At 70.5% G+C, this 20,630-nt stretch carries 24 protein-coding genes; 6 read left to right on the top strand and 18 right to left on the bottom strand.

All coding sequences use genetic code 11. From position 1 onward, the window contains the following. Nucleotides 1–99 precede the first annotated feature (99 nt). The 3 genes from ACYVP9_RS12455 to nucS form a co-directional block, all read right to left on the bottom strand. A complete protein-coding gene (locus ACYVP9_RS12455; protein WP_460605190.1) occupies nt 100–1,698 on the bottom strand; it encodes an amidase in 1,599 nt (532 codons plus the stop codon). 69 nt (nt 1,699–1,767) lie between these two features. Next, a complete protein-coding gene (locus ACYVP9_RS12450; RefSeq protein ID WP_460605189.1) occupies nt 1,768–2,541 on the bottom strand; it encodes a Clp protease/crotonase-like domain-containing protein in 774 nt (257 codons plus the stop codon). Nucleotides 2,542–2,554: 13 nt separating this feature from the next. Continuing rightward, on the bottom strand, nt 2,555–3,214 hold the full coding sequence (gene nucS, locus ACYVP9_RS12445) for an endonuclease (protein WP_460605188.1): 660 nt from the start codon (nt 3,212–3,214) through the stop codon (nt 2,555–2,557). 76 nt (nt 3,215–3,290) lie between these two features. On the opposite strand from nucS, the gene ACYVP9_RS12440 reads away from it, so the two are divergent. Both ACYVP9_RS12440 and ACYVP9_RS12435 read left to right on the top strand, forming a co-directional pair. Continuing rightward, nucleotides 3,291–3,791 (top strand): LURP-one-related/scramblase family protein, encoded by a 501-nt coding sequence (locus ACYVP9_RS12440; protein WP_460605187.1) that lies wholly within the window; start codon nt 3,291–3,293, stop codon nt 3,789–3,791. Next, nucleotides 3,791–4,285 (top strand): hypothetical protein, encoded by a 495-nt coding sequence (locus ACYVP9_RS12435; protein ID WP_460605186.1) that lies wholly within the window; start codon nt 3,791–3,793, stop codon nt 4,283–4,285. Before ACYVP9_RS12440 ends, ACYVP9_RS12435 begins: the two co-directional genes overlap by 1 nt. 3 nt (nt 4,286–4,288) lie before the next feature. On the opposite strand, the gene ACYVP9_RS12430 is transcribed toward ACYVP9_RS12435, so the two are convergent. Continuing rightward, the gene (locus tag ACYVP9_RS12430) at nt 4,289–6,274 is read right to left on the bottom strand and encodes a protein meaA (protein WP_460605185.1); all 1,986 of its coding nucleotides are present in this window, start codon (nt 6,272–6,274) and stop codon (nt 4,289–4,291) included. A 125-nt stretch (nt 6,275–6,399) separates the two neighbouring features. On the opposite strand from ACYVP9_RS12430, the gene ACYVP9_RS12425 reads away from it, so the two are divergent. Next, nucleotides 6,400–6,714 carry a hypothetical protein gene (locus tag ACYVP9_RS12425; RefSeq protein WP_460605184.1) on the top strand — a complete coding sequence of 105 codons (315 nt, stop codon included), beginning with the start codon at nt 6,400–6,402 and terminating at the stop codon, nt 6,712–6,714. A 26-nt stretch (nt 6,715–6,740) separates the two neighbouring features. Then, on the top strand, nt 6,741–7,568 hold the full coding sequence (locus ACYVP9_RS12420) for a CDP-alcohol phosphatidyltransferase family protein (protein ID WP_460605183.1): 828 nt from the start codon (nt 6,741–6,743) through the stop codon (nt 7,566–7,568). Between the two features lie 15 nt (nt 7,569–7,583). Here ACYVP9_RS12420 and murA read toward each other — a convergent pair whose 3' ends face one another. After that, the gene (murA, locus tag ACYVP9_RS12415; protein ID WP_460605182.1) at nt 7,584–8,864 is read right to left on the bottom strand and encodes a UDP-N-acetylglucosamine 1-carboxyvinyltransferase; all 1,281 of its coding nucleotides are present in this window, start codon (nt 8,862–8,864) and stop codon (nt 7,584–7,586) included. A 35-nt stretch (nt 8,865–8,899) separates the two neighbouring features. On the opposite strand from murA, the gene ACYVP9_RS12410 reads away from it, so the two are divergent. Beyond that, nucleotides 8,900–9,469 (top strand): ATP:cob(I)alamin adenosyltransferase, encoded by a 570-nt coding sequence (locus tag ACYVP9_RS12410; RefSeq protein ID WP_460605180.1) that lies wholly within the window; start codon nt 8,900–8,902, stop codon nt 9,467–9,469. Nucleotides 9,470–9,543: 74 nt separating this feature from the next. Continuing rightward, complete coding sequence (locus ACYVP9_RS12405) at nt 9,544–10,266, top strand: exonuclease/endonuclease/phosphatase family protein (RefSeq protein WP_460605179.1); 723 nt, start codon at nt 9,544–9,546, stop codon at nt 10,264–10,266. Between the two features lie 51 nt (nt 10,267–10,317). Here ACYVP9_RS12405 and ACYVP9_RS12400 read toward each other — a convergent pair whose 3' ends face one another. From ACYVP9_RS12400 to ACYVP9_RS12340, 13 genes are all read right to left on the bottom strand, one after another. Next, nucleotides 10,318–10,722, bottom strand: coding sequence for a DUF2550 domain-containing protein (locus tag ACYVP9_RS12400; protein WP_460605178.1), 405 nt, complete (start codon nt 10,720–10,722; stop codon nt 10,318–10,320). A gap of 43 nt (nt 10,723–10,765) precedes the next feature. Further along, nucleotides 10,766–11,143: a F0F1 ATP synthase subunit epsilon gene (locus ACYVP9_RS12395; protein ID WP_460605177.1), complete on the bottom strand. Its 378-nt coding sequence runs from the start codon at nt 11,141–11,143 to the stop codon at nt 10,766–10,768. A 7-nt stretch (nt 11,144–11,150) separates the two neighbouring features. After that, the gene (atpD, locus tag ACYVP9_RS12390; protein ID WP_460605176.1) at nt 11,151–12,602 is read right to left on the bottom strand and encodes a F0F1 ATP synthase subunit beta; all 1,452 of its coding nucleotides are present in this window, start codon (nt 12,600–12,602) and stop codon (nt 11,151–11,153) included. Next, complete coding sequence (locus ACYVP9_RS12385) at nt 12,599–13,582, bottom strand: F0F1 ATP synthase subunit gamma (RefSeq protein WP_460605175.1); 984 nt, start codon at nt 13,580–13,582, stop codon at nt 12,599–12,601. The genes atpD and ACYVP9_RS12385 overlap by 4 nt, the downstream gene beginning before the upstream one ends. 49 nt (nt 13,583–13,631) lie before the next feature. Beyond that, nucleotides 13,632–15,233, bottom strand: a complete 1,602-nt coding sequence (gene atpA, locus ACYVP9_RS12380; protein ID WP_460605174.1) for a F0F1 ATP synthase subunit alpha — start codon at nt 15,231–15,233, stop codon at nt 13,632–13,634. Nucleotides 15,234–15,288: 55 nt separating this feature from the next. Next, the gene (locus ACYVP9_RS12375) at nt 15,289–16,110 is read right to left on the bottom strand and encodes a F0F1 ATP synthase subunit delta (RefSeq protein WP_460605173.1); all 822 of its coding nucleotides are present in this window, start codon (nt 16,108–16,110) and stop codon (nt 15,289–15,291) included. Nucleotides 16,111–16,123: 13 nt separating this feature from the next. Next, entirely contained in the window at nt 16,124–16,681 is a 558-nt protein-coding gene (locus tag ACYVP9_RS12370) for a F0F1 ATP synthase subunit B (protein ID WP_460605172.1), read from the bottom strand. A gap of 65 nt (nt 16,682–16,746) precedes the next feature. Beyond that, complete coding sequence (gene atpE, locus ACYVP9_RS12365; RefSeq protein ID WP_460605171.1) at nt 16,747–16,968, bottom strand: ATP synthase subunit c family protein; 222 nt, start codon at nt 16,966–16,968, stop codon at nt 16,747–16,749. A gap of 79 nt (nt 16,969–17,047) precedes the next feature. Then, a complete protein-coding gene (atpB, locus tag ACYVP9_RS12360; protein WP_460605170.1) occupies nt 17,048–17,869 on the bottom strand; it encodes a F0F1 ATP synthase subunit A in 822 nt (273 codons plus the stop codon). Next, the gene (locus ACYVP9_RS12355) at nt 17,866–18,249 is read right to left on the bottom strand and encodes an AtpZ/AtpI family protein (RefSeq protein WP_460605169.1); all 384 of its coding nucleotides are present in this window, start codon (nt 18,247–18,249) and stop codon (nt 17,866–17,868) included. The genes atpB and ACYVP9_RS12355 overlap by 4 nt, the downstream gene beginning before the upstream one ends. Before the next feature lie 84 nt (nt 18,250–18,333). Then, nucleotides 18,334–18,756, bottom strand: a complete 423-nt coding sequence (locus tag ACYVP9_RS12350) for a hypothetical protein (RefSeq protein WP_460605168.1) — start codon at nt 18,754–18,756, stop codon at nt 18,334–18,336. Further along, nucleotides 18,753–19,907, bottom strand: coding sequence for a glycosyltransferase family 4 protein (locus ACYVP9_RS12345; RefSeq protein ID WP_460605167.1), 1,155 nt, complete (start codon nt 19,905–19,907; stop codon nt 18,753–18,755). The genes ACYVP9_RS12350 and ACYVP9_RS12345 overlap by 4 nt, the downstream gene beginning before the upstream one ends. Next, complete coding sequence (locus ACYVP9_RS12340) at nt 19,907–20,623, bottom strand: L-threonylcarbamoyladenylate synthase (protein ID WP_460605166.1); 717 nt, start codon at nt 20,621–20,623, stop codon at nt 19,907–19,909. The genes ACYVP9_RS12345 and ACYVP9_RS12340 overlap by 1 nt, the downstream gene beginning before the upstream one ends. Between the last annotated feature and the right edge of the window lie 7 nt (nt 20,624–20,630).

Here is a 20,630-nt window from a genome sequence, read left to right as displayed (position 1 = left end):
GGCTGGTGGGCGTGCTCGTCCGACGTCATCGTCATCGACCGCCTTTCGTCGGCGTATCGATGCCCTGCTGGGGCCAGGTGCTAAACCGTCGTGATTCCGTTACGGGATGCTTGCCCGGAAGGTCGGTTTCACCCGGACGCGCGTGGCCTGCTCCCAGGAGTACGCGAGGCCGAGCAGCCCGGCCTCGTCCCACCGTCCGCCGAGGAACGACACGCCGACGGGAAGCCCCGACGCGTACCCCGCGGGCACCGTGACGCTCGGGTAGCCGGAGACGGCGGCGGGGGTCGACGAGCCGAGCAGGAAGTGGTCGCCGTTCACGAGGTCGGTCGTCCAGGCCGGCGAGTTGGTCGGCGCGATGACCGCGTCGAGGCGGTACTTCGCGAGCACCGAGTCGATGGCCTTGCGGGCGGTGTCCGTGGCCGTCCGCCGGGCGGTGACGTACTCGGGGTCGGTGAGCGGGCCGCGCTGCTGCGCCTGCAGGAAGATCTCCTGACCGAACCATCTCAATTCCCGGGCGGCGTGCTGCCGGTCGAAGCGGATCAGGTCGGCGAGCGTCTTCGGGTACTTCGGCGCCGTCCCGGCGAGGTAGGCGCGGATGTCGTGCTTGAACTCGTACTGCAGCGCGGTGTTCTCGGGGTCGTAGGCGGCGTCGATGGCGATGTCCGCCGGGTCGACGACCGTCGCGCCCAACTTCGTCAGCCGGGCGATCGTGCGCGCCATGATCGCGTCCGTCTCGGGACTGACGCCGACGTTCCCCTCGCGCCACACCCCGATGCGGGCGCCCTTCAGCGCGGTCGCCTTCAGGGCGCCGGTGTAGTCGCGGCGCACGTGGCCGCGCTGGTCGGCGGTCGCGGGGTCGTCCTTGTCGACGCCGGTGAGGGCGCCGAGCACGACCGAGGCGTCCGTGACGTTGCGGGTGATGGGGCCGGCGGTGTCCTGCTGCGCCGAGATCGGCACGATTCCGCTGCGGCTGGCGAGCCCGAGGGTCGGCTTCACGCCGACGACCCCGTTCTGGCCGGACGGGCACACGATCGAGCCGTCCGTCTCGGTGCCGACGGCGACGGTGGCGAGGTCGGCGGCCGCACCCACGGCGGAGCCGGACGACGAGCCGCACGGATTGCGATCGAGCGCGTACGGGTTGTTGGTCTGGCCCCCGACGGCGCTCCACCCGGACGAGCTCTGCTCGCCGCGGTAGTTCGCCCATTCCGAGAGGTTCGCCTTGCCGATGACGAACCCGCCCGCCGCGCGCAGGCGCTTCACGATGAACGCGTCCGGCGGCGTGCTGCCCTTAAGCGCGAGCGAGCCCGCGGTGGTCGGCATGCCGGTGGTGTCGATGTTGTCCTTGACGAGGATCGGGATGCCGAGCAGCGGACGCCGGTCGCCCCGCTTTCGCGCCCGGTCGGCGGCTTTGGCCTCGTCCAACGCCGAACGGCTGGTGGTGATCACGGCGTGCAGCTTCGGGTTCAAGCGTTCCATGCGCTTCACGTAGAAGCGGGTGAGCTGAACGGACGTGAGCCGCCCCCTGTCCATCGCGCGTTGCAGCTGCGGCACGGTGGCGCGGTCGACGTCGATGCCGGCGACCGTGGTGTCGGTCAGGGCCTTCGGCGCGGCGGTGGGCCGTTCGGCCGTGGCCGGGACGGCGACGACGGCGGCGGCCGCCGCGGCGAGGCAGACCTGGGCGAGGTGGCGTGCGCGCATGGAATCTCCCGTTTCGTCCGTTTCACCCTCGCCCGGCGCGCCGCGGGTGTCAACGGGGCTACGGCGGGCTCAGCGCGACGAGAACCGCGCGATCGCCGCGTCGAGCTGCGGGTTGTCGCGGGTGGACGCCGCCTGCGCCCACGTCTCCAGTTCGAGGGTGCCGGCGAAGTCGTTCGCGGCGGCCGACGCGATCGCGCGCTTCATGTCCCGGACAAGCGGCGGCGGCAGCGCCGCCCACTCCCCTGCCCGCTCGAGAGCACGGGCGAGCGGGTCGTCGACGACCTCGAGCACGAGCCCGAGCCGTTCGGCCTCGTCGGCGTCGAGCGTGGCCCCGTCGAGGATGATCGCGGTGGCGCGCTGCCGTCCGAGGGCCTGGACGAGGAAGTAGGTGCACCCGCCGCCCGGATGGAGCCCGAGCTTGGCGAACGTGATGCCGAACTTGGCCCTCGGACCCGCGACGCGCACGTCGCAGCACATCGCGAGGTTGACGCCCGCGCCCACAGCGGCGCCGTTGACCGCCGCAACCGTTGGGATCTCCAACCGACGCACGCGCAGGAAGCTGTCGTAGATGTCGGACAGTCGTGCGCGCATCTCGGCGATGGGGCGCTCGCCGGCCCCGCCGAACATCGCCGGCAGGTCCGCCCCGGCGCTGAACGCCGGACCGGCGCCGGTCACGACCAGCACGCGCGCGTCCGCGTCCTCGGCGACCGACTGCACCGCGTCCGCCAGAGCGGTCTTCAGCGCCGGCGACATCGCGTTGCGGCGGTCGGGGTCGTCGAGCGTCAGCACGCGGACGCCCGGGGTGTCACCGGGTTCAACGGTCACCAGGTTCGCAGCTGCCATGGCCCGGATGGTGTCAGAACAGCCGCGCGCTCGGGTCGTCGATGCCGCGCAGGACGTCGTAGTCGAGGACGACGCAGCGGATGCCGCGGTCCTCGGCGAGCGTGCGCGCCTGCGGCTTGATCTCCTGTGCGGCGAAGACGCCCTGCACCGGCGACAGCAACGGGTCGCGGTTGAGCAGGTCGAGGTAGCGGGTGAGCTGCTCGACGCCGTCGATCTCGCCGCGCCGCTTGATCTCGACGGCCACCGACATGCCGCCGGGGTCACGGGCGAGGATGTCGACCGGTCCGATCGGGGTGGGGAACTCGCGGCGCACGAGGCGGTACCCGTCGCCGAGGGTCGTGATGTGCTCGGCGAGCAGCTTCTGCAGGTGCGCCTCGACGCCGTCCTTGACGAGTCCCGGGTCGACACCGAGATCGTGCGCCGAGTCGTGCTCGACCGACTCGAGGGTGACGATGAGCTGTTCGCCCGCCTTGTTGGTGACGGTCCAGGTGTCGTCGCCCTCGACGAGGGTGCAGGGCGGGCTCATCCAGTTCAGCGGCTTGTACGACCCACCGTCGGAGTGCACGAGCACCGACCCGTCCGCCTTGACGAGCAGCAGCCGCTTGGCGAGCGGGAGATGAGCGGTCAGCCGTCCGACGTAGTCGACACTGCACCGGGCGATCACGAGACGCACGGCGCGAGGCTACCCGGCGCCCGGAGGGGAGTCGTTCCCGGCGACAGGCGGCCGGAGCACCGGTAGAACCGAAGGCATGAGCGAATCACTCGAGATCTACGGGTTCGTCGACGAGCGGGAGAACGGCGCCTTCCCCGTGTACGACGTGCAGGGCGCGGTCGTCGCGCGCATCGAACCGTCGTTCTGGACGCGCAAGTTCACCGCCTACGCCGCGGACGGGAGCGTCCTGTGCGAGGGCCGTGCCGTGCCGATGTCGCAGGCGTTCGACGTCACCGACGCCTCCGGAAACGTGCTGATCGAGCTGGCAGGCAGCTTCTGGAGCAGCAAGAAGCGCACGATCACCCTCGGCACCGGTGCGGAGTTCGAGCTCCGGGGCGAGCCGTGGCCCAGCCGCGACTGGAACGTCACCGACGCGTCCGGACGGGTGGTGCTCGACATCGACGCGACCGCCGGCTTCTGGTCGTTCCACCCGGACGCGTACGCGGTGCAGGTCGCCGACCCGGCGCTGACGCTCGCGCACGTCGTGGGCATCGTCGAGTCCAACCGCATCCTCGTGAAGCAGGCGCGGGCGAACTGATGACCCTCGTCTTCGGCGACCTCGAGCAGGGGCCCGGGCGCGAGCGCCGCCGCGGCATCACGGACGGGGCGGGTCGTCTGCTGGCGTTCGTCGCGGTGCGGTCGGGTCGCCGGTACGACGTGTGGACGACCGACAACCGACTGCTCTGCCAAGGGCGGCCGCGGCCGTTCCGGCGACGCTACGACGTGCTGGACGGGACGGGCGCGTTCGTCCTCCGCGTGCGTACCGCCGCGTTCAGCGCTCGACGCCGGCGCATCGTCCTGGCCGACGGCCGCCGCCTGCACATGCGCGATCAGGTGTGGCCGCGGCAGACGGTGCTCACCGACGACGACGGCACCGTGCTGGTCACGATGGAACGCGCGAACCGGCGCTGGACCAGTTCGTCCGTCGTCGTCAGGCCGAACGGTCCGGTCGGGGATCTCGGCTTCCTGGCCGCCGTCGTCGTGGGCGACTGGGGCGAGGTCGAGCGTCCGAAGCTGGACTCGTGGTCGTGACGGTCAGGCGCGGGCTTCCTCGATGGCGTCGACGATCTGGCCGAGCACGTCGGTGATCTCGAAGTCCTTCGGCGTGAACACCCGGGCCACGCCCTGCTCGCGCAGCACGGCGGCGTCGCGCTCGGGAATGATGCCGCCGGCGATGACGGGCACGTCGTCGAGGCCCGCCTCGCGCAGGCCGTTCAGGACCTCGGGCACCGCCGACAGGTGCGAGCCGGACAGGATCGACAGGCCGACGACGTCGACGTCCTCCTCGACGGCGGCGCTGATGATCTGCGCGGCGGTGAGGCGGATGCCGGAGTAGACGACCTCGAAGCCGGCGTCGCGCGCGCGGACGGCGATCTGCTCGGCGCCGTTCGAGTGCCCGTCGAGGCCGGGCTTGCCGACGAGGAACTTCAGCGGACGGCCGAGGTCCTGGCCCAGCCGGCGCACGCGCTGCTGCACGTCGCTCAGCGAGCCCTCGTGGCCGCCGCCGCTGGCGCCGGACACGCCGGTCGGCGGGCGGTACTCGCCGAACACCTCGCGCAGCACGCCCGACCATTCGCCGACGGTGACGCCCGCCTTCGCGCAGCGCATCGAGGCGGCCATCAGGTTCTCGTCCGTCTTGGCCGCGTCGCGCAGGGCGTTGAGCGCCTCGTCGACCTCGAGGGCGTCCCGGTCCTTGCGCCACGCGGCGATCGCGTCCTTGGCCGACTGCTCGACGGCCGGGTCGACGGTGAGGATGCCGCCGTCCTCGGAACCCTGCAGTGGGTTCGGCTCGGTCTCGGTGTACTTGTTCACGCCGACGACGGTGTCCTCGCCGGACTCGAGCCGGCGGCGGCGCTGCGCGAGCGACGACACCAGCGCCGACTTGAGGTAGCCGGACTCGACGGCGGCGACCGCGCCGCCCATGCCGAGGATGGTCTCGATCTCGGCCTTCGCGCCCTGCTTGATCTCGGCGACCTTGGCCTCGACCACGTGCGAGCCCGCGAACAGGTCGTCGTACTCGAGCAGGTCCGACTCGAACGCGAGCACCTGCTGCATGCGCAGCGACCACTGCTGGTCCCAGGCGCGGGGCAGGCCCAGCGCCTCGTTCCAGGCCGGCAGCTGCACGGCGCGGGCGCGCGCGTCCTTCGACAGCGTCACCGCCAGCATCTCGAGCAGGATGCGGTAGACGTTGTTCTCCGGCTGCGCCTCGGTGAGTCCCAGCGAGTTGACCTGCACGCCGTAGCGGAACCGCCGGTGCTTCGGGTTCTCGACGCCGTAGCGCTCGCGGGTGATCTCGTCCCACAGCTGCCCGAACGCGCGCAGCTTGCACAGCTCCTCGACGAAGCGGACGCCCGCATTGACGAAGAAGGAGATGCGGGCGACGACGTCGCCGAACTGCTCGTCCGGCACCTGCCCGGACTCCTTGACCGAGTCGAGGACGGCGATGGCGGTGCAGAGCGCGAACGCGACCTCCTGCACCGGCGTCGCGCCGGCCTCCTGCAGGTGGTAGCTGCAGACGTTGATCGGGTTCCACTTCGGCACGTTCGCGACGGTGTAGGCGATCATGTCGGTGATCAGCCGCAGCGACGGCGCGGGCGGGAACACGTAGGTGCCCCGCGACAGGTACTCCTTGATGATGTCGTTCTGGGTGGTGCCCGACAGCTTCGCGAAGTCGGCGCCGTGCTCCTCGGCGACGGTCAGGTAGAGCGCCAGCATGTACATCGCCGGCGCGTTGATCGTCATGGAGGTGTTCATCTGCTCCATGGGGATCTCGTCGAACAACGTGCGCACGTCACCCACGTGCGACACCGGGACGCCGACCTTGCCGACCTCGCCGCGCGCCAGTTCGGCGTCCGGGTCGTAACCGGTCTGCGTCGGCAGGTCGAAGGCGACCGACAGCCCGGTCTGGCCCTTCGACAGGTTGCGGCGGTAGAGCTTGTTCGACTCGACCGCGGACGAGTGGCCCGCGTACGTGCGCATGAGCCAGGGGCGGTCACGCTGGTCGTCGGTCGGGAACGGCACTGCGGCACCTCCGGTGTCGGCAACCCACCGACCATAGGCGCGACACGGTGTCCGTGCCTCCCGGACGTGGCGGACTTCGCAACCGCAGCTTCGCGGAGACGCCACATTTCAGGCACCATGAATGCATGGGCAACAATCCGAGTTCGGGCATCGCCGCCGTTCTCGTCGTCCTGGCGCTCGGCCTGATCCTGCGATGGGTGTTCAAGCCGTCGCGCAAGCACCGCATCACGCAGCTGCCGCCTGACGCGTCCGAGTCGTCCGCGCTGGGGCTGCTGTCGGTCATCGAGAGCGGCCTGTCCCGGCAGGACGCGCTGCGGCAGCGCGCCACGCTGCAGGACGCCGGCATCCGGTCGTCCATGTCGAAACGCCGCGACGGGCGCCTCGACGTGCTCGTCTTCCACGGTGACGTGGACGCCGCGCGGCTGCTGCTGCACGGCTGAGACCACCGGAGGCTAGGGTTCTGGTGGTGAATTCGCCGCACCCGCCGCTGTCGTGCACCCGTGCCGAACGCGGCCAGGCCTGGGCCGTGCACATCTTCACCACGATCGGCGTCGTCTTCGGCGCCCTGTCGCTGCAGGCCGTGCTCGACGGCCGCCCCGACCTCGCGATCATCTACCTGATGGCCACGCTCATCATCGACGGCGTCGACGGGCCCGTGGCCCGGGCGCTGGGCGTCAAGGAGCGGTTGCCGCAGATCGACGGCTACGTGCTCGACCTCATCATCGACTTCGTCTGCTGCGTCATCGTCCCGGCGGCGTTCATGTACCAATTCGGTGTCGTGCCGAACAACTGGTTCGGCCTGGCCGTGCTGGGGCTCATGGTGCTGACCTCGGCGATCTGGTTCTCGCGCACCGACATGATGACCGACGACAACTTCTTCCGCGGCTTCCCCGCCGCGTGGAACATGGTGGGCCCGCTGCTGTGGCTGGTGGGTGCGAACACGTGGGTCGGCGCCGTCATCACCATCGTGTTCTCGGTGCTGCAGCTGTCGAACATGCCCTACCCGCACATCGTCCGCGCGAAGTTCTTCAGGCCCGTCACCGCCCTCGCCGCCACCGGCTGGCTGGGCGGGCTCATCGTCGGGGCGGTGCTCTACGACGAGAACCCGGACGTGCTCGCCGACCCCGACATGCCCACATGGCTGATCGTCGTGCTGCTGGCCAGCGCGCTGTACTACGTGGCCCTGGCTGCCATCAAGGCCATGTACGACCGCCGCGAGCGGCACCGCGCGGCGGGCACCGTGCTAACCGGCAGCGAGGACGCCGAGCCCAAGGACGTGGCGCTCGGCTCCTGAGCGGCTAGTCCCGGCTCAGGACCCGAAGGTCGTCGACTCGAGCCGCTGCACGTCGGCTCCGAGCCCGCGCAGCTGTTCCTCGAAGCGCACGTACCCGCGGTCGATGTGGTGGATCTCGGCGACCTCGGTGACGCCCTCCGCGACCAGGCCGGCGATGACGAGACCGACGCCCGCGCGGATGTCGGTGGCCCGCACCGGGGCGCCCGACAGCCGCTCCTGGCCGCGCACGACGGCGTGATGGCCGTCCGTGCGCACGTCGGCGCCCATGCGCGCGATCTCGTCGCAGAACATGAACCGCGCCTCGAAGAGGTTCTCGGTGATCATGGCGGTGCCGTCGGCCACCGAGAGCGCGGCGATCGCCTGCGGTTGCAGGTCGGTCGCGAGGCCCGGGTAGGGCAGCGTCACGACGTCGAAGCTCTTCGGGCGGTCGGGCTGCACCACTCGGAAGCCGTCGGCCTGCACCTCGACCTCGCCGCCGGCCTGGGTGACCTTGTCCAGCAGGATGCGCAGGTGGTCGGCCTTGGCGCCGCGGACGGTGACGTCGCCGCGGGTCGCGACCGCCGCCATCGCCCAGGTGCCCGCCACGATGCGGTCCGGGACGGCGTCGTGGGTGGTGCCGTGCAGCCCGTCGACCCCGGTGATCTCGAGGGTCGAGGTGCCGATGCCGTCGATCTGCGCCCCCATCGCCACGAGCATGCGGCACAGGTCGACGATCTCGGGCTCGCGGGCGGCGTTGTCGATGACCGTCGTGCCGTTGGCCAGCACCGCCGCGGTCATGATGTTCTCGGTGGCACCCACGCTCGGGAAGTCGAGCCAGATGGACGCGCCGTGCAGGTCGCGGGCCTCGGCGACCACGAAACCGTGCTGGATGCTGATCTCGGCGCCCATGCGCTCGAGCCCGGCGAAGTGCATGTCGAGCGGCCGGGTGCCGATCGCGTCGCCGCCGGGCAACGCCACCTTCGCGCCCCCGGTGCGCGCGATGAGCGGCCCGAGCACGCAGATCGACCCGCGGATCTTGCGGACGAGCTCGTACGGCGCCTCGGACTGCAGCACCTCGGGCGTCGTGATCGTCACCCGGTCGGTGGCACCGTCGGCCGACTCGGTCACCGTGCAGCCCATGCCCTCGAGCAGTTGCCGCATGATCGTGACGTCCGAGATCGCGGGCAGGTTGCCCAGGGTGGTCTCCCCCGGCGCGAGCAGGGCTGCCGCCATGAGTTTGAGGACGCTGTTCTTGGCTCCCACGACCTCGACGCTGCCGTCGAGGCGGGCGCCACCGGTGACCCGCAGTACTTGCACGACGACCAGCCTAGTTCGCGCATTAGGGTCGCCTCATGGTGCATCTGACCCGGATCTACACGCGGACGGGCGACGACGGGACGACGGCCCTCGGCGACATGTCCCGCGTCCACAAGACCGACCCCCGGGTCGAGGCGTACGCCTGCTGCGACGAGACGAACGCCGCGATCGGCGTGGCGCTGGCGCTGGGTGGCCTGCCGGAGCGGGTCGCGGCCGTGCTGCGCACCATCCAGAACGACCTGCTCGACGCCGGCGCCGACCTCTGCACCCCGGTCGTGCCCGACCCGCAGTACCCGCCGCTGCGCATCGAGGCGGAGTACACCGCCCGGCTCGAGGGCTGGTGCGACGAGTTCAACGCCGAGCTGCGCAAGCTCGACAGCTTCCTGCTGCCGGGCGGCACGCCGGGTGCGGCCCTGCTGCACGTCGCCCGCACCGCCGCCCGCCGCGCCGAGCGCGCCGCCTGGACGCTGTGGGAGGCCGACGCCGAGCACACCAACCGCGAGGCGCTGCTGTACCTCAACCGGCTGTCCGACCTGTTGTTCATCCTCGGCCGGGTCGCCAACCCCGACGGCGACGTGCTGTGGAAGCCCGGCGGCGAACGCTGAGCGCTCGCCCGACCGTCCTCGTGGGTTAACCCGGACGTCGCCGCCGATCGACCTGCGCTCGCCACTGTGGCGGCATGTCACGGATAGTCCGATATGTCGTTGTTGCACTTCTCGCTCTCGCGGTGGTCGTCCCGGCGGTGCCCGCGGCCGCCCGTCCGGCGCACGTCAGCTTCCGGATCGGCACCCACAACACCCTGCACGGCACGTCGGGGTACACGCCCTTCGCCGGCATCATCGGCTGGCAGGAACTCGACGGGGCGGACGACATCGCGCGCATGAGGCGTTCGCTGCCCGGCTTCGCGCACTACGTGCCGCGCGACGTCTCCGCCGCCGCCGACTCGATCTCGTGGCGGCGCTCGCTGTTCACGCTGCGGTACGCCCGCGCCGTGTTCACCCACAGCGGGCAGGCGCACGTGACACCCAGTCGCTGGGTGACGTACGTGGTGCTGCGGGTGCGCGCCACCGGCCGCACGATCGCCTTCGTCAACACGCACTTCATCTCGCACGCGTTCACGTCCCACGCCGAGCGGCGCGGCCGCTGGTACCGGCACGAGGACGTCCTGGAGAAGGTCGTGCGGCAACTGCGAGCCCACGGCTGGCCGGTGCTCGCCGTCGGGGACTACAACAGCCGCGCCGGGGTTCCGTTGACGGGCCTGTCACGCTTCCGGGTGCGGACGGGTGACCCGACGCCCATCGATCAGCTCTACGCGCCCCGCGGAGCGCATCGCAGCCTCGCGCACCGGCTGTGGCGCAACGGGTCGGACCACCACGCCTACCGCGCCTGGGTGCGGATCTGACGTGGCACGTGCCCGACGGCGCCACGCGCCGTCCGGGTCTGCAGAGCCGGGCTACGCCCGCGGGGCGCTGGACTCCAGCCACGACACGAAGCCGGTGTAGGCGGAGTCGCCGAACGCGAGGGTTACGGTCTCACCCTCGACTCGACAGTCGACCACCACCACGGACGGGGGAAGCTGCTTGGCCTCGGCCTCGGTGCGGGAGCGCCGTCCGAGGACCTCGACCTCGCCGCGGCGCAGCACCCGCGAGGGCGAGGTGCCGATGCCGAGCGCGCGGTACCAGCGCAACTCGGTGCCCTGGTAGCGGCCGATGCCGTAGATCCAGCGCTGGCCGCGCAGGACGGCCAGGGGCACGGCACCGGAGGCGCGCAGCATGTGCCGCTGCCGCGCCAGGATCGCCGCGAACGCGACGAGCAGCACGACGACCACGCACACCGCAACGACGTCGACGGTGTGCATGGTCGTCAGCAGCAGTGCTGCGGGTGGCGGTACACGGCGTGCGTCAGACCTCTTCGCCGGCGGCGCGCAGCCGCGACATCGCCCTCAGCCGCGCCGGTTCGTCGTCCTCACCGTCGGAGGAGTCGAGCGCCTGCCGGGCGCGCTGGACGTCGATGTCGTCGGACAGCTCGGCCTGCTCGGCCAGGACCGACACGCCGTCGGTGCGGACGGACAGGAATCCGCCGTGCACCGCGACGCTGATCGTCTCGCCGCCCTCGGCCTCGATGCGGACGGGGAAGCCCGGCTCGAGTTCGCCCAGCAGGGGCGAGTGCCCCGGCAGGATGCCGATCTCGCCATAGACCGTGCGGCCGTAGACGGCCGTGGCCTCCCCCGACCAGATCGGCGCCTCGATGGAGACGAGCTCCACGTGCATGGTCGCCATGAGTGGATCAGGCCTTCTTGAGCTCGTCGGCCTTGCGCTCGAGGTCCTCGAGGCCACCGCACATGAAGAACGCCTGCTCGGGGTACTCGTCGAACTCGCCCGCGGTCAGCCGCTTGAACGCGTCGACGGTCTCCTCGACCGGCACGAACGAACCCGGGATGCCCGTGAACTGCTCGGCCACGAAGGTGTTCTGCGACAGGAAGCGCTCGATGCGCCGCGCCCGCTGCACCGTGACCTTGTCCTCCTCGGACAGCTCGTCGATGCCGAGGATCGCGATGATGTCCTGCAGCTCCTTGTAGCGCTGCAGGATCTGCTTGGTGCGCTGCGCGACGTCGTAGTGCTCCTGGCCGATGTACTGCGCGTCCAGGATGCGCGAGGTCGAGTCGAGCGGGTCGACGGCCGGGTAGATGCCCTTCTCCGACACCGGACGCGACAGCGTCGTGGTGGCGTCGAGGTGGGCGAACGTGGTGTGCGGCGCCGGGTCGGTGATGTCGTCGGCGGGCACGTAGATCGCCTGCATCGAGGTGATCGAGTGACCACGCGTCGAGGTGATGCGCTCCTGCAGCTGGCCCATCTCGTCGGCCAGGGTCGGCTGGTAGCCCACCGCGGACGGCATGCGGCCGAGCAGCGTCGACACCTCGGAACCGGCCTGGGTGAACCGGAAGATGTTGTCGATGAACAGCAGCACGTCCTGCTTCTGCACGTCGCGGAAGTACTCCGCCATCGTCAGAGCAGACAGGGCGACACGCAGGCGGGTGCCCGGCGGCTCGTCCATCTGGCCGAAGACCAGGGCGGTCTTCTCGATGACACCGGACTCCGTCATCTCGGCGATGAGGTCGTTGCCCTCGCGGGTGCGCTCGCCGACACCGGCGAACACCGACACACCACCGAAGTTCTCGGCGACGCGGTAGATCATCTCCTGGATGAGCACCGTCTTGCCCACGCCCGCACCGCCGAACAGGCCGATCTTGCCGCCGACCACGTAGGGGGTCAGCAGGTCGATGACCTTGATGCCGGTCCAGAACGGCTCGGTCTTGGACTCGAGCTGGTCGAAGGCCGGGGGCTCGCGGTGGATGGACCACCGCTCCTTGATGTCGAGGTCCTCGGCCTTGACGTCCAGCGGCTGGCCGAGCGTGTTGAACACGTGGCCGAGCGTGCCGTTGCCGACCGGCACCGTGATAGGCGAACCGGTGTCGGTGACCGCGGCGCCGCGCACCAGACCGTCGGTCGGCTGCAACGCGATCGTGCGCACCATGTCGTCGCCGATGTGCTGCGCGACCTCGAGGGTCAACGTCTTGGACAGCTCACCCAGCTCGATCTCGGTCGTGAGCGCCTGGTTGAGCTCGGGGATGGTGTTGCGCCCGAACTCGACGTCGACCACGGGGCCGATGACGCGGACGACGCGGCCGGAGGCCGTCCCGCCCTCGGTGGTGGACTTCTCGTCCTGTACAGCGGTCATTCGTCGCTCCCTGTCGAGGCGAGCGCGTCGGCGCCGCCGACGATCTCGCTGATTTCCTGGGTGATCTCGGCCTGGCGGGCCTCGTTGGCCAGCCGGGTGAAGGTCTTGATGAGCTCGGTCGCGTTGTCACTGGCGGACTTCATCGCGCGCCGGCGGGCCGCCGACTCGGACGCCGCAGACTCAAGCAGCGCGGAGAAGATCCGCGAGCTGACGTACTTCGGCAGGATCGCCGCGATCAGCCGTGACGGCTCCGGCTCGAAGTCGTACAACGGCTGCGGGCCGTCCGACTCGTCCTCGGTGTCGTCGTCCTCGTCGTTCTCGTCGTCACCGTCGGTCGCCTGCTTGACCGGCGAGATCTGCACCGCCACCGGCGACTGCGTGACCGAGTTGACGAACTTGGTGTAGACGAGCCACAGCTCGTCGATGCCCGGACGTTCCGGGGTGGCGGCCTCGTCGTCGTCCGACTGCCCACCGACCGTGCCCTCGCTGGTCGCCTCGAGAGCGGCGGTGACCGCCTCGGTCGCCCCGCGGGCGTCGGCGAAGTTGGGCTGCTCGGAGAACCCGGTCCACGACCCGGCCAGCTCGATGTTGCGGAACCGGAAATAGCCGACACCCTTGCGTCCGATGACGAAGCGGTCGACCTCCTTGCCGTCGCCCTCGAGTTCGGCCGCGAGCTGGTTGGCCCGTCGGATCGCGTTGGCGTTGTAGCCACCGGCCAGGCCACGGTCGCTGGTGATGACCACGATGCCCGCGCGGCGCGGGTTCTCGACGCCGGTGAGCATCGGGTGGGTCAGCGTCGTGTCGTTCAGCAGCGCCCGCAGGGCACGGCTGAGCTCCTTGGCGTAGGGCTTGGCGCTGTTCATCCGCGCCTGCGCCTTGACGATGCGCGAGGCGGCGATGAGTTCCATCGCCTTGGTGATCTTCTTGGTCGAGTTGACCGAGCGGATGCGGCGCCGGTAGACGCGGAGCTGGGCTCCCATTTACGCCTCCTGCCTGGTCGTCCGGGTGCGAGCACTCATGCTGGTGGACCTACTTCGCGGACTTCTGCGTGGAGGTCTTCTTGTCCGACCCCTCGGCCTTGTCGGCGTCCGCGGGCTGGAACTCCTTCTTGAAGTCGTCGAGCAGGCCGCCGAGACGCTCGGCGTGCGCGTCGTCGAAGCCCTTCGCCGCGGCCAGCTCCTCGAAGAGGCCGTCGGCGTTGCGCTGCACGTAGTCGAGGAACTCGCCCTCGAAGCGCCGGATCTCGCTGACCTCGACGTCGTCGAGCTTGCCCGAGGTACCGGCCCAGACCGAGACGATCTCGCGGCCGACCGGGAACGGCGAGGCGGCGGGCTGCTTGAGCAGCTCGACCAGCCGGGCGCCGCGGGCCAGCTGCTGCTGGCTCGCCTTGTCGAGGTCGGAACCGAACGCGGCGAACGACTCGAGCTCGCGGTACTGCGCGAGGTCGACGCGCAGGCGGCCGGCGACGGCACGCATCGCCTTGGGCTGCGCCGAACCACCGACGCGCGACACCGAGATGCCGACGTTGATCGCCGGACGGACACCCGCGTTGAACAGGTCGGTCTCGAGGAAGCACTGGCCGTCGGTGATCGAGATGACGTTGGTCGGGATGTAGGCCGACACGTCGTTGCCCTTGGTCTCGATGATCGGCAGGCCGGTCATCGAGCCGCCGCCCATGTCGTCGGAGAGCTTCGCGCAGCGCTCGAGCAGCCGGCTGTGCAAGTAGAAGACGTCGCCCGGGTAGGCCTCACGGCCCGGCGGGCGGCGCAGCAGCAGCGACACCGTGCGGTAGGCCTCGGCCTGCTTGGTGAGGTCGTCGAACACGATGAGGACGTGCATGCCCTGGTACATCCAGTGTTGGCCGATGGCCGAGCCGGTGTAGGGCGCGAGGTACTTGAAACCGGCCGAGTCGGACGCCGGGGCGGCGACGATGGTCGTGTACTCGAGCGCGCCCGCCTCCTCGAGGGTGTTGCGCGCCGCGGCGATCGTCGAGCCCTTCTGGCCGATCGCGACGTAGATGCAGCGCACCTGCTGCTTCGGGTCGCCGGTCTTCCAGTTGTCGCGCTGGTTGATGATCGCGTCCAGGGCGACGGTGGTCTTGCCCGTCTGCCGGTCGCCGATGATCAGCTGGCGCTGGCCGCGGCCGATGGCGGTCATCGAGTCGATCGCCTTGATGCCCGTGAGCAGCGGCTCGCGGACCTCCTTGCGCTGCACCACCGTGGGCGCCTGCAGCTCGAGCGCGCGGCGCTCGTCGGACTCGATCTCGCCCGCGCCGTCGATGGCCACACCGAGCGGGTTGACCACGCGGCCGAGGTAGGCGTCGCCCACCGGGACCGAGAGGATCTCGCCGGTGCGCTTGACCGGCTGGCCCTCCTCGATCTGCGAGGCGTCACCCAGGATGACCGCGCCGATGTCGCGGACGTCCAGGTTCAGCGCGAGGCCGAGCGTGCCGCCCTCGAACTCGAGCAGCTCGTTGGTCATCGCGCTGGGCAGGCCCTCGACGCGAGCGATGCCGTCGCCGGTCTCGGCGACCACGCCGACCTCCTCGCGGGAGGCCTTCGGGGTGTACGACGAGACGTAGCCCTCGATCGCGCTACGGATCTCGTCGGCGGAGATCGTCAGCTCTGCCATGGGTGTCCTCTTCGATTCGTTCGGTACGGGGCGTTCAGGAGTGTGGGGATCGGGGTCAGCCGCTCAGCGCGGCCCGGGCGGCGGCCAGACGGCTGGCGACGCTGCCGTCGATGACCTCGTCGCCGACGCGGACGACGAGCCCGCCGCGCACCGACGGGTCGATCGCGGTGCGTGCGGAGATGGGACGGCCGTACAGGTCGCTGAGCGCGGACGTGATGCGCTCGACCTGCTCGGACGAGAGCTCGACCGCCGAGGTGACGCGGGCGACGGAGCGTTCCTGCCACTTCGCGGCAGCCTCGAGCAGGTCGTCGATCGCGAGCACGACACTACGCTTGCGGCCGCTGCGGACGGCGTTGTGCAGCAACGCCAACGTGAGCGGCGAGACCTTCTGCGCGACGATGCTGTCGAGCAGTTCGACGCGGCGGGACCCGTCGACGGCCTGCTCGTCGAGCAGTGCCACCAGGTTGCCGTTGGCGTCGAGCACCCGCTCGAGGCGGAACAGCTCGTCCTCGACGGTGTCGAGGGTGCCGTCCTTCTCGGCGGCGCGGAACACCGCGTCATCGCCGGCGCTCTCGAGAGCGTCGGCGAGGTCCCACGGTGTCGACCACCGCAGGTCGACGGCGGCCTTGACCACCTTGAGGGTGTTCGCCTCGACCTGGCCGCCGAACAGCTGCTGGGCGAGGTCGCTGCGCCGGTCGGACTCGGCGGCCGGGTCGGCGAGGGTGCGGCGCAGCTTCGGCTGCGCGGAGAGCAACCGCGCCACGGCGTACAGCTCGTCGGCGAGCCGTCCGAGCGACTCCGAGGAGACCCGTCCCTCGAACACCTCGTGCTCGACGCGACGGAGCTCGTCGAGGGCCCGGCGACTGGCGGCGTGCATCATGACGACCCGCTCACTGAGCCGACGACGAGTCGGTCTCGGCGCGGTCGCGGGCCTCGAGGCCGGCGATGAAGGCATCGACCGTGGCCGACACCCGGGCGTCGTCCGCCAGTCGCTCGTCGACGATCTTCTCCGCCAGCTCGACGGCCAGCATGCCGACCTCGGCGCGCAGTTCGCGCACGATCGCAGTGCGCTGCCCGGCCAGCTGCTCCTCGCCACGGGCGACGATGCGGGCCGACTCCTCCTGCGCCTGCTGCCGCAGCTCCTCGATCGTGCGCTGCGCCTCGGCGCGCGCGTTCTCGCGGATCTGCGCGGCCTCGACTCGGGCCTCGCGCAGCTGCTCCTGGTACTGCTCGATCATGCGCTGCGCCTGCTCCTGCGCCTGCTCCGCACGTTCGATGCCGCCCTCGATGGCCTCACGCCGAGCGGCGAAGGTCTTCTCGAAGTTGGGGACGACGAACTTGCGGACCAGGTAGAAGAGGATCGCGAAGATGATCAGCACGAGGACGAACTCGGACCACACGAAGCCGAGCGGGTTCGGCTCCTCGGCTGCGAGTACGTGGTGCGTCATCGATTACTCCTTCACCATCGATCGTGCTGACGATCGCGGACGAGTCGGAACGGTCCGGACGTCGATCAGGTGGTGTTGCCGGCCTTGAGGACGAAGGCGAGCGCGATGCCGATGATGGCGAGCGCCTCGGAGAGCGCGAAGCCGAGGAACGCGATGGTCTGCAGTCGGCTCTGCATCTCCGGCTGGCGTGCGGTGCCGTTGATGTACGCGGCGAAGACGATGCCCACGCCGATACCCGGGCCGATCGCGGCCAGGCCGTAGCCGACCATGTTGAGCGTGCCGCCCATGTGCTTTCTTCCTTTCGTCGCGGTCAGATGACCGTGTGAGGTGGTGCGGTAGGACGAGAAGTCGTTGTCGTGCGCCGGCTCAGTGGTCGTGGGCCTTGGCGCCGGCGATGTAGCTCGCCGTCAGCAGGGTGAACACGTAGGCCTGCAGCGTCGCCACGATGACCTCGAGGAACCCGATGCCGATGCCCATGAGGTAGGCCAGCACGCCGGCCGGCTTCACGACCGGACCCTCGGCGTCGAGCAGCAGGTAGGCGCCGCCGGTGGCGAACAGGATGATCAGCAGGTGGCCCGCGAACATGTTCGCGAACAGTCGCAGCGACAGCGTGATCGGCCGGACGATGATGTTCGACAGGAACTCCAACGGCACGATCAGCGGCAGCAGCCACTTCGGCACGCCCGACGGCACGGTCACGAACTTCAGGTAGCCCAGCGGGCCCTTGTCCATGATCCCGACGACGTTGTAGATGATCCACACCATCGCCGCGAGACCGAATGCGTAGTTCACCCGCGAGAACGACGGGAACATCAGGAACGGCGTGATGCCGAACAGGTTGTTGATGACGATGAAGAAGAACAGCGTCACCAGCAGCGGCACCCAGCGCATGTAGTCGCTGCCACCGAGCACGTCGCGGCCAACGCCGTTGCGCACCAGGGTGTAGGCGTTCTCGCCGATGTACTGCCAGCGGGTCGGCACGAGCCGACGCTTGCTGCTGGTGCTGCGCAGGAACACGAACGTGAGGATCGCGCCCAGCACGAGCAGCGCCGCGGGCTTGGTGAGGACGGGGACGTAGGAGTCGGAGTTCCAGCTGTTGTCGCTGAAGTCCGGGAGGAAGAACTCCAAGGGGCCGGGCGCGGTGAAGCCTTCGCCGCCGCCTTCGGCCGCCACCAGGAGGGTGGTCATGTAACTCCTCGGTCATCGCGGTCGGCCGACGACCCGGGGTCGTGTCCCGTGGCCGGCCGATCGTGGTCGATCGGGGTCGTTCTGTCTGTGGACTGCTGGGTGGCGCGCCCGGTGCTCGCGCCGGTGGTGCGACCCGGACGCGAGCCGGTGTCACCCGGAACGCCGCGAAAGCGGTACCGCGCGAACACGAGGTACACACCGAACGCCGCCCCGACGAGGATCCCGACCGGGACCAACCACGGAGCATCGAGCCAGACGCTGAGCACGTACCCGATGACGCCGTAGAACGCCACGCCGGCAACCAGGTACCCGAACGCCGCCCAGGGATCGCCCTCCGGCGGTTGCTCGCCGGGTGGAGGAGAGGTGGGGTTCGGACTCATCGCGTTGCGGCGAGCGTAACAAAGCGCTGAGACACTCCCGGCGGCGGCCCGGGCCGTCGCGCGCGGGCCTGTGTCACCGGCGGCTCAGCGCACCCAGGCGTTGCGGACGACGCCGGTGACCCAGACGACGACCGCCGCCACGGCACCGGTGAGCACGGCCGCGCCGTCGACCTTCGCGGGGTCGGCGAGCAGCCACGCGAACGACAGCACGGCGATGGTGAACGCGTAGCTGAGCATCGCGGCGAGGAACATCGTCCCCGGCGAGATGCGGCTGGCGATGCGGATCATCATCGTGGCCATGCCGAAGCAGGCGACCACCGCCGCCCACGCCGCCAGGTAGCTGCCGACGGCGCGGCCGGGCGGGTCGCCGAACAACGCCCACAGTCCCGCGCCGAGCGCGGCCGCCAGGGCCAGTGCCGGCCAGGTCGAGCGGGTGGGCCGTCCGAGGACGCGATTGCGCGCGACCGGCATGCGGTCGGGCACGGACAGGTCGCGGGGCGCCCTCACGGCGCGTCGCTCTTCGCCGGGCGGCGCCGGGAGCGCAGCTGCACCTTGGGGACGAACAGCATGAGCAGGCCGATCGCGGCGGCCACGGACAGCACCGTCAGCACGAGGCCCCTCCCGTCGCCGTAGGACAGGCCGACGCCGGTGAAGGCGATCAGCGCGGACCAGAAGTACAGCAGCAGCACCGCGCGCCGGTGGCTGTGCCCCATCTCGAGCAGCCGGTGGTGCAGGTGCTGCTTGTCGGGCGCGAACGGCGAGCGTCCCTTGCGCACCCGCCGCACGATCGCCAGCAGCAGGTCGACGAACGGCAGCGCCAGCACCGACAGCGGCACCAGCAGCGGCAGGAACAGCGCCAGCGAGCCGGGGGTGTTCTTCTCGAACGCCTGCGGGTCGGACGTCGTCGTCGCGGTGACCGCGGACGCCGACAGCATCATGCCGACCAGCATCGAACCCGAGTCGCCCATGAAGATGCGGGCGGGGTTGAAGTTGTGCGGCAGGAACCCGACACAGGCGCCGGCCAGCGCCGCGGCCAGCAGCGTCGAGGCCGCGCCGTCGGCCTGGAACCCCTGCTCGCTGAGGTGGAACGAGTACAGGAAGAACGCCCCGGCCGCGATGGCGCTGACGCCCGCGGCGAGCCCGTCCAGCCCGTCGATGAAATTCATCGCGTTGATCGTCGCCAGGGTCAGCAGGATGGTCATCGGCGTCGAGAGGTCCTGGCCGAGGATGAACGTGCCGTCGCCGAACACGTTGGGCAGGTAGCCGAGCTGCACACCGCCGAGGTTGACGAGCAGCGCGCAGGCCAGCACCTGGCCGGCCAGCTTGGTCAGCGAGTCGAGTTCCCAGCGGTCGTCGATCACGCCGATGGCGCAGATCAGGGCGCCGGCGGCGACGACCCGTCCCATCTCGGGCCCGGAGTTGAACGCCTGGTTCAGGGTCGGCAGCCGCGTGGCGACGAACAGCGCCAGCGCGAACCCGCCGAAGATGGCGACCCCGCCCATGCGCGGCGTCGCCACCGCGTGCACGTCCCGGTCCCGCGGTGCCGCGAGCGCCCCCGAGCGGATGGCGACCCGGCGGGCGATCGGCACCAGCAGGAAGGTGACGAGCGCGCCTATGCACCCGATCAGCAGGTACTCGAGACTCGGATGGGTGGGCATCAGGGGCGGCCGCTCCCGGGTCCGGGGCGGGGACGCGCGCGGGGCGCCTGGTCGGCGGGGGTCTCCGGCTCGTCCGACCGGATGTCCGGCACCACCGAGCGCAACTGCGCGAGCGAGACCCCGCCGGCGCGCAGCACGCGCGGGATCGCCTCGGTGACGTCGACGATCGTCGACGCGACCCCCTCGCCGACCACGGGCCCGTCCTCGAGGTAGACGGCGACGTCCTCCCCCAGCTGGTCGCGGGCCTCGCGGGCGGTGCGGGCCGGGGGATGTCCCGAGCGGTTGGCGGACGACACCGCCATCGGCCCGGTCTGTTCGAGCAGCTCGATGGCGACCGGGTGCAGCGGCATGCGCAGCGCCACCGTGCCGCGCGAGTCGCCGAGATCCCAGGTCAGCGACGGTGCGTGCGTCACGACGATCGTGAGCGCGCCGGGCCAGAAGGCCTCGACCAGCGCACGGGTGCGTTCGTCGACGGCCGTCACCAGCCCGTCGATGGTCGACCAGGAGCCGACGAGCACGGGGACGGGCATGTCCCGACCCCGCCCCTTGGCGCGCAGCAGGTCGGTGACGGCGACGGCGTCGAACGCGTCGGCACCGATGCCGTAGACCGTGTCGGTGGGCAGCACGACGAGCTCGCCGGCCTGCACGCTGTGCGCGGCCGTCTCGATCGCGTCCGCCCGGACGTCGGGGTCGTCGGTGTGGAAGAACAGGGCCACGGCAGTG

It is taken from the genome of Jatrophihabitans fulvus (assembly GCF_054781375.1).
Note: the sequence above shows the minus strand (reverse complement) of the source record. Positions and strands in the feature narration are given on the sequence as shown.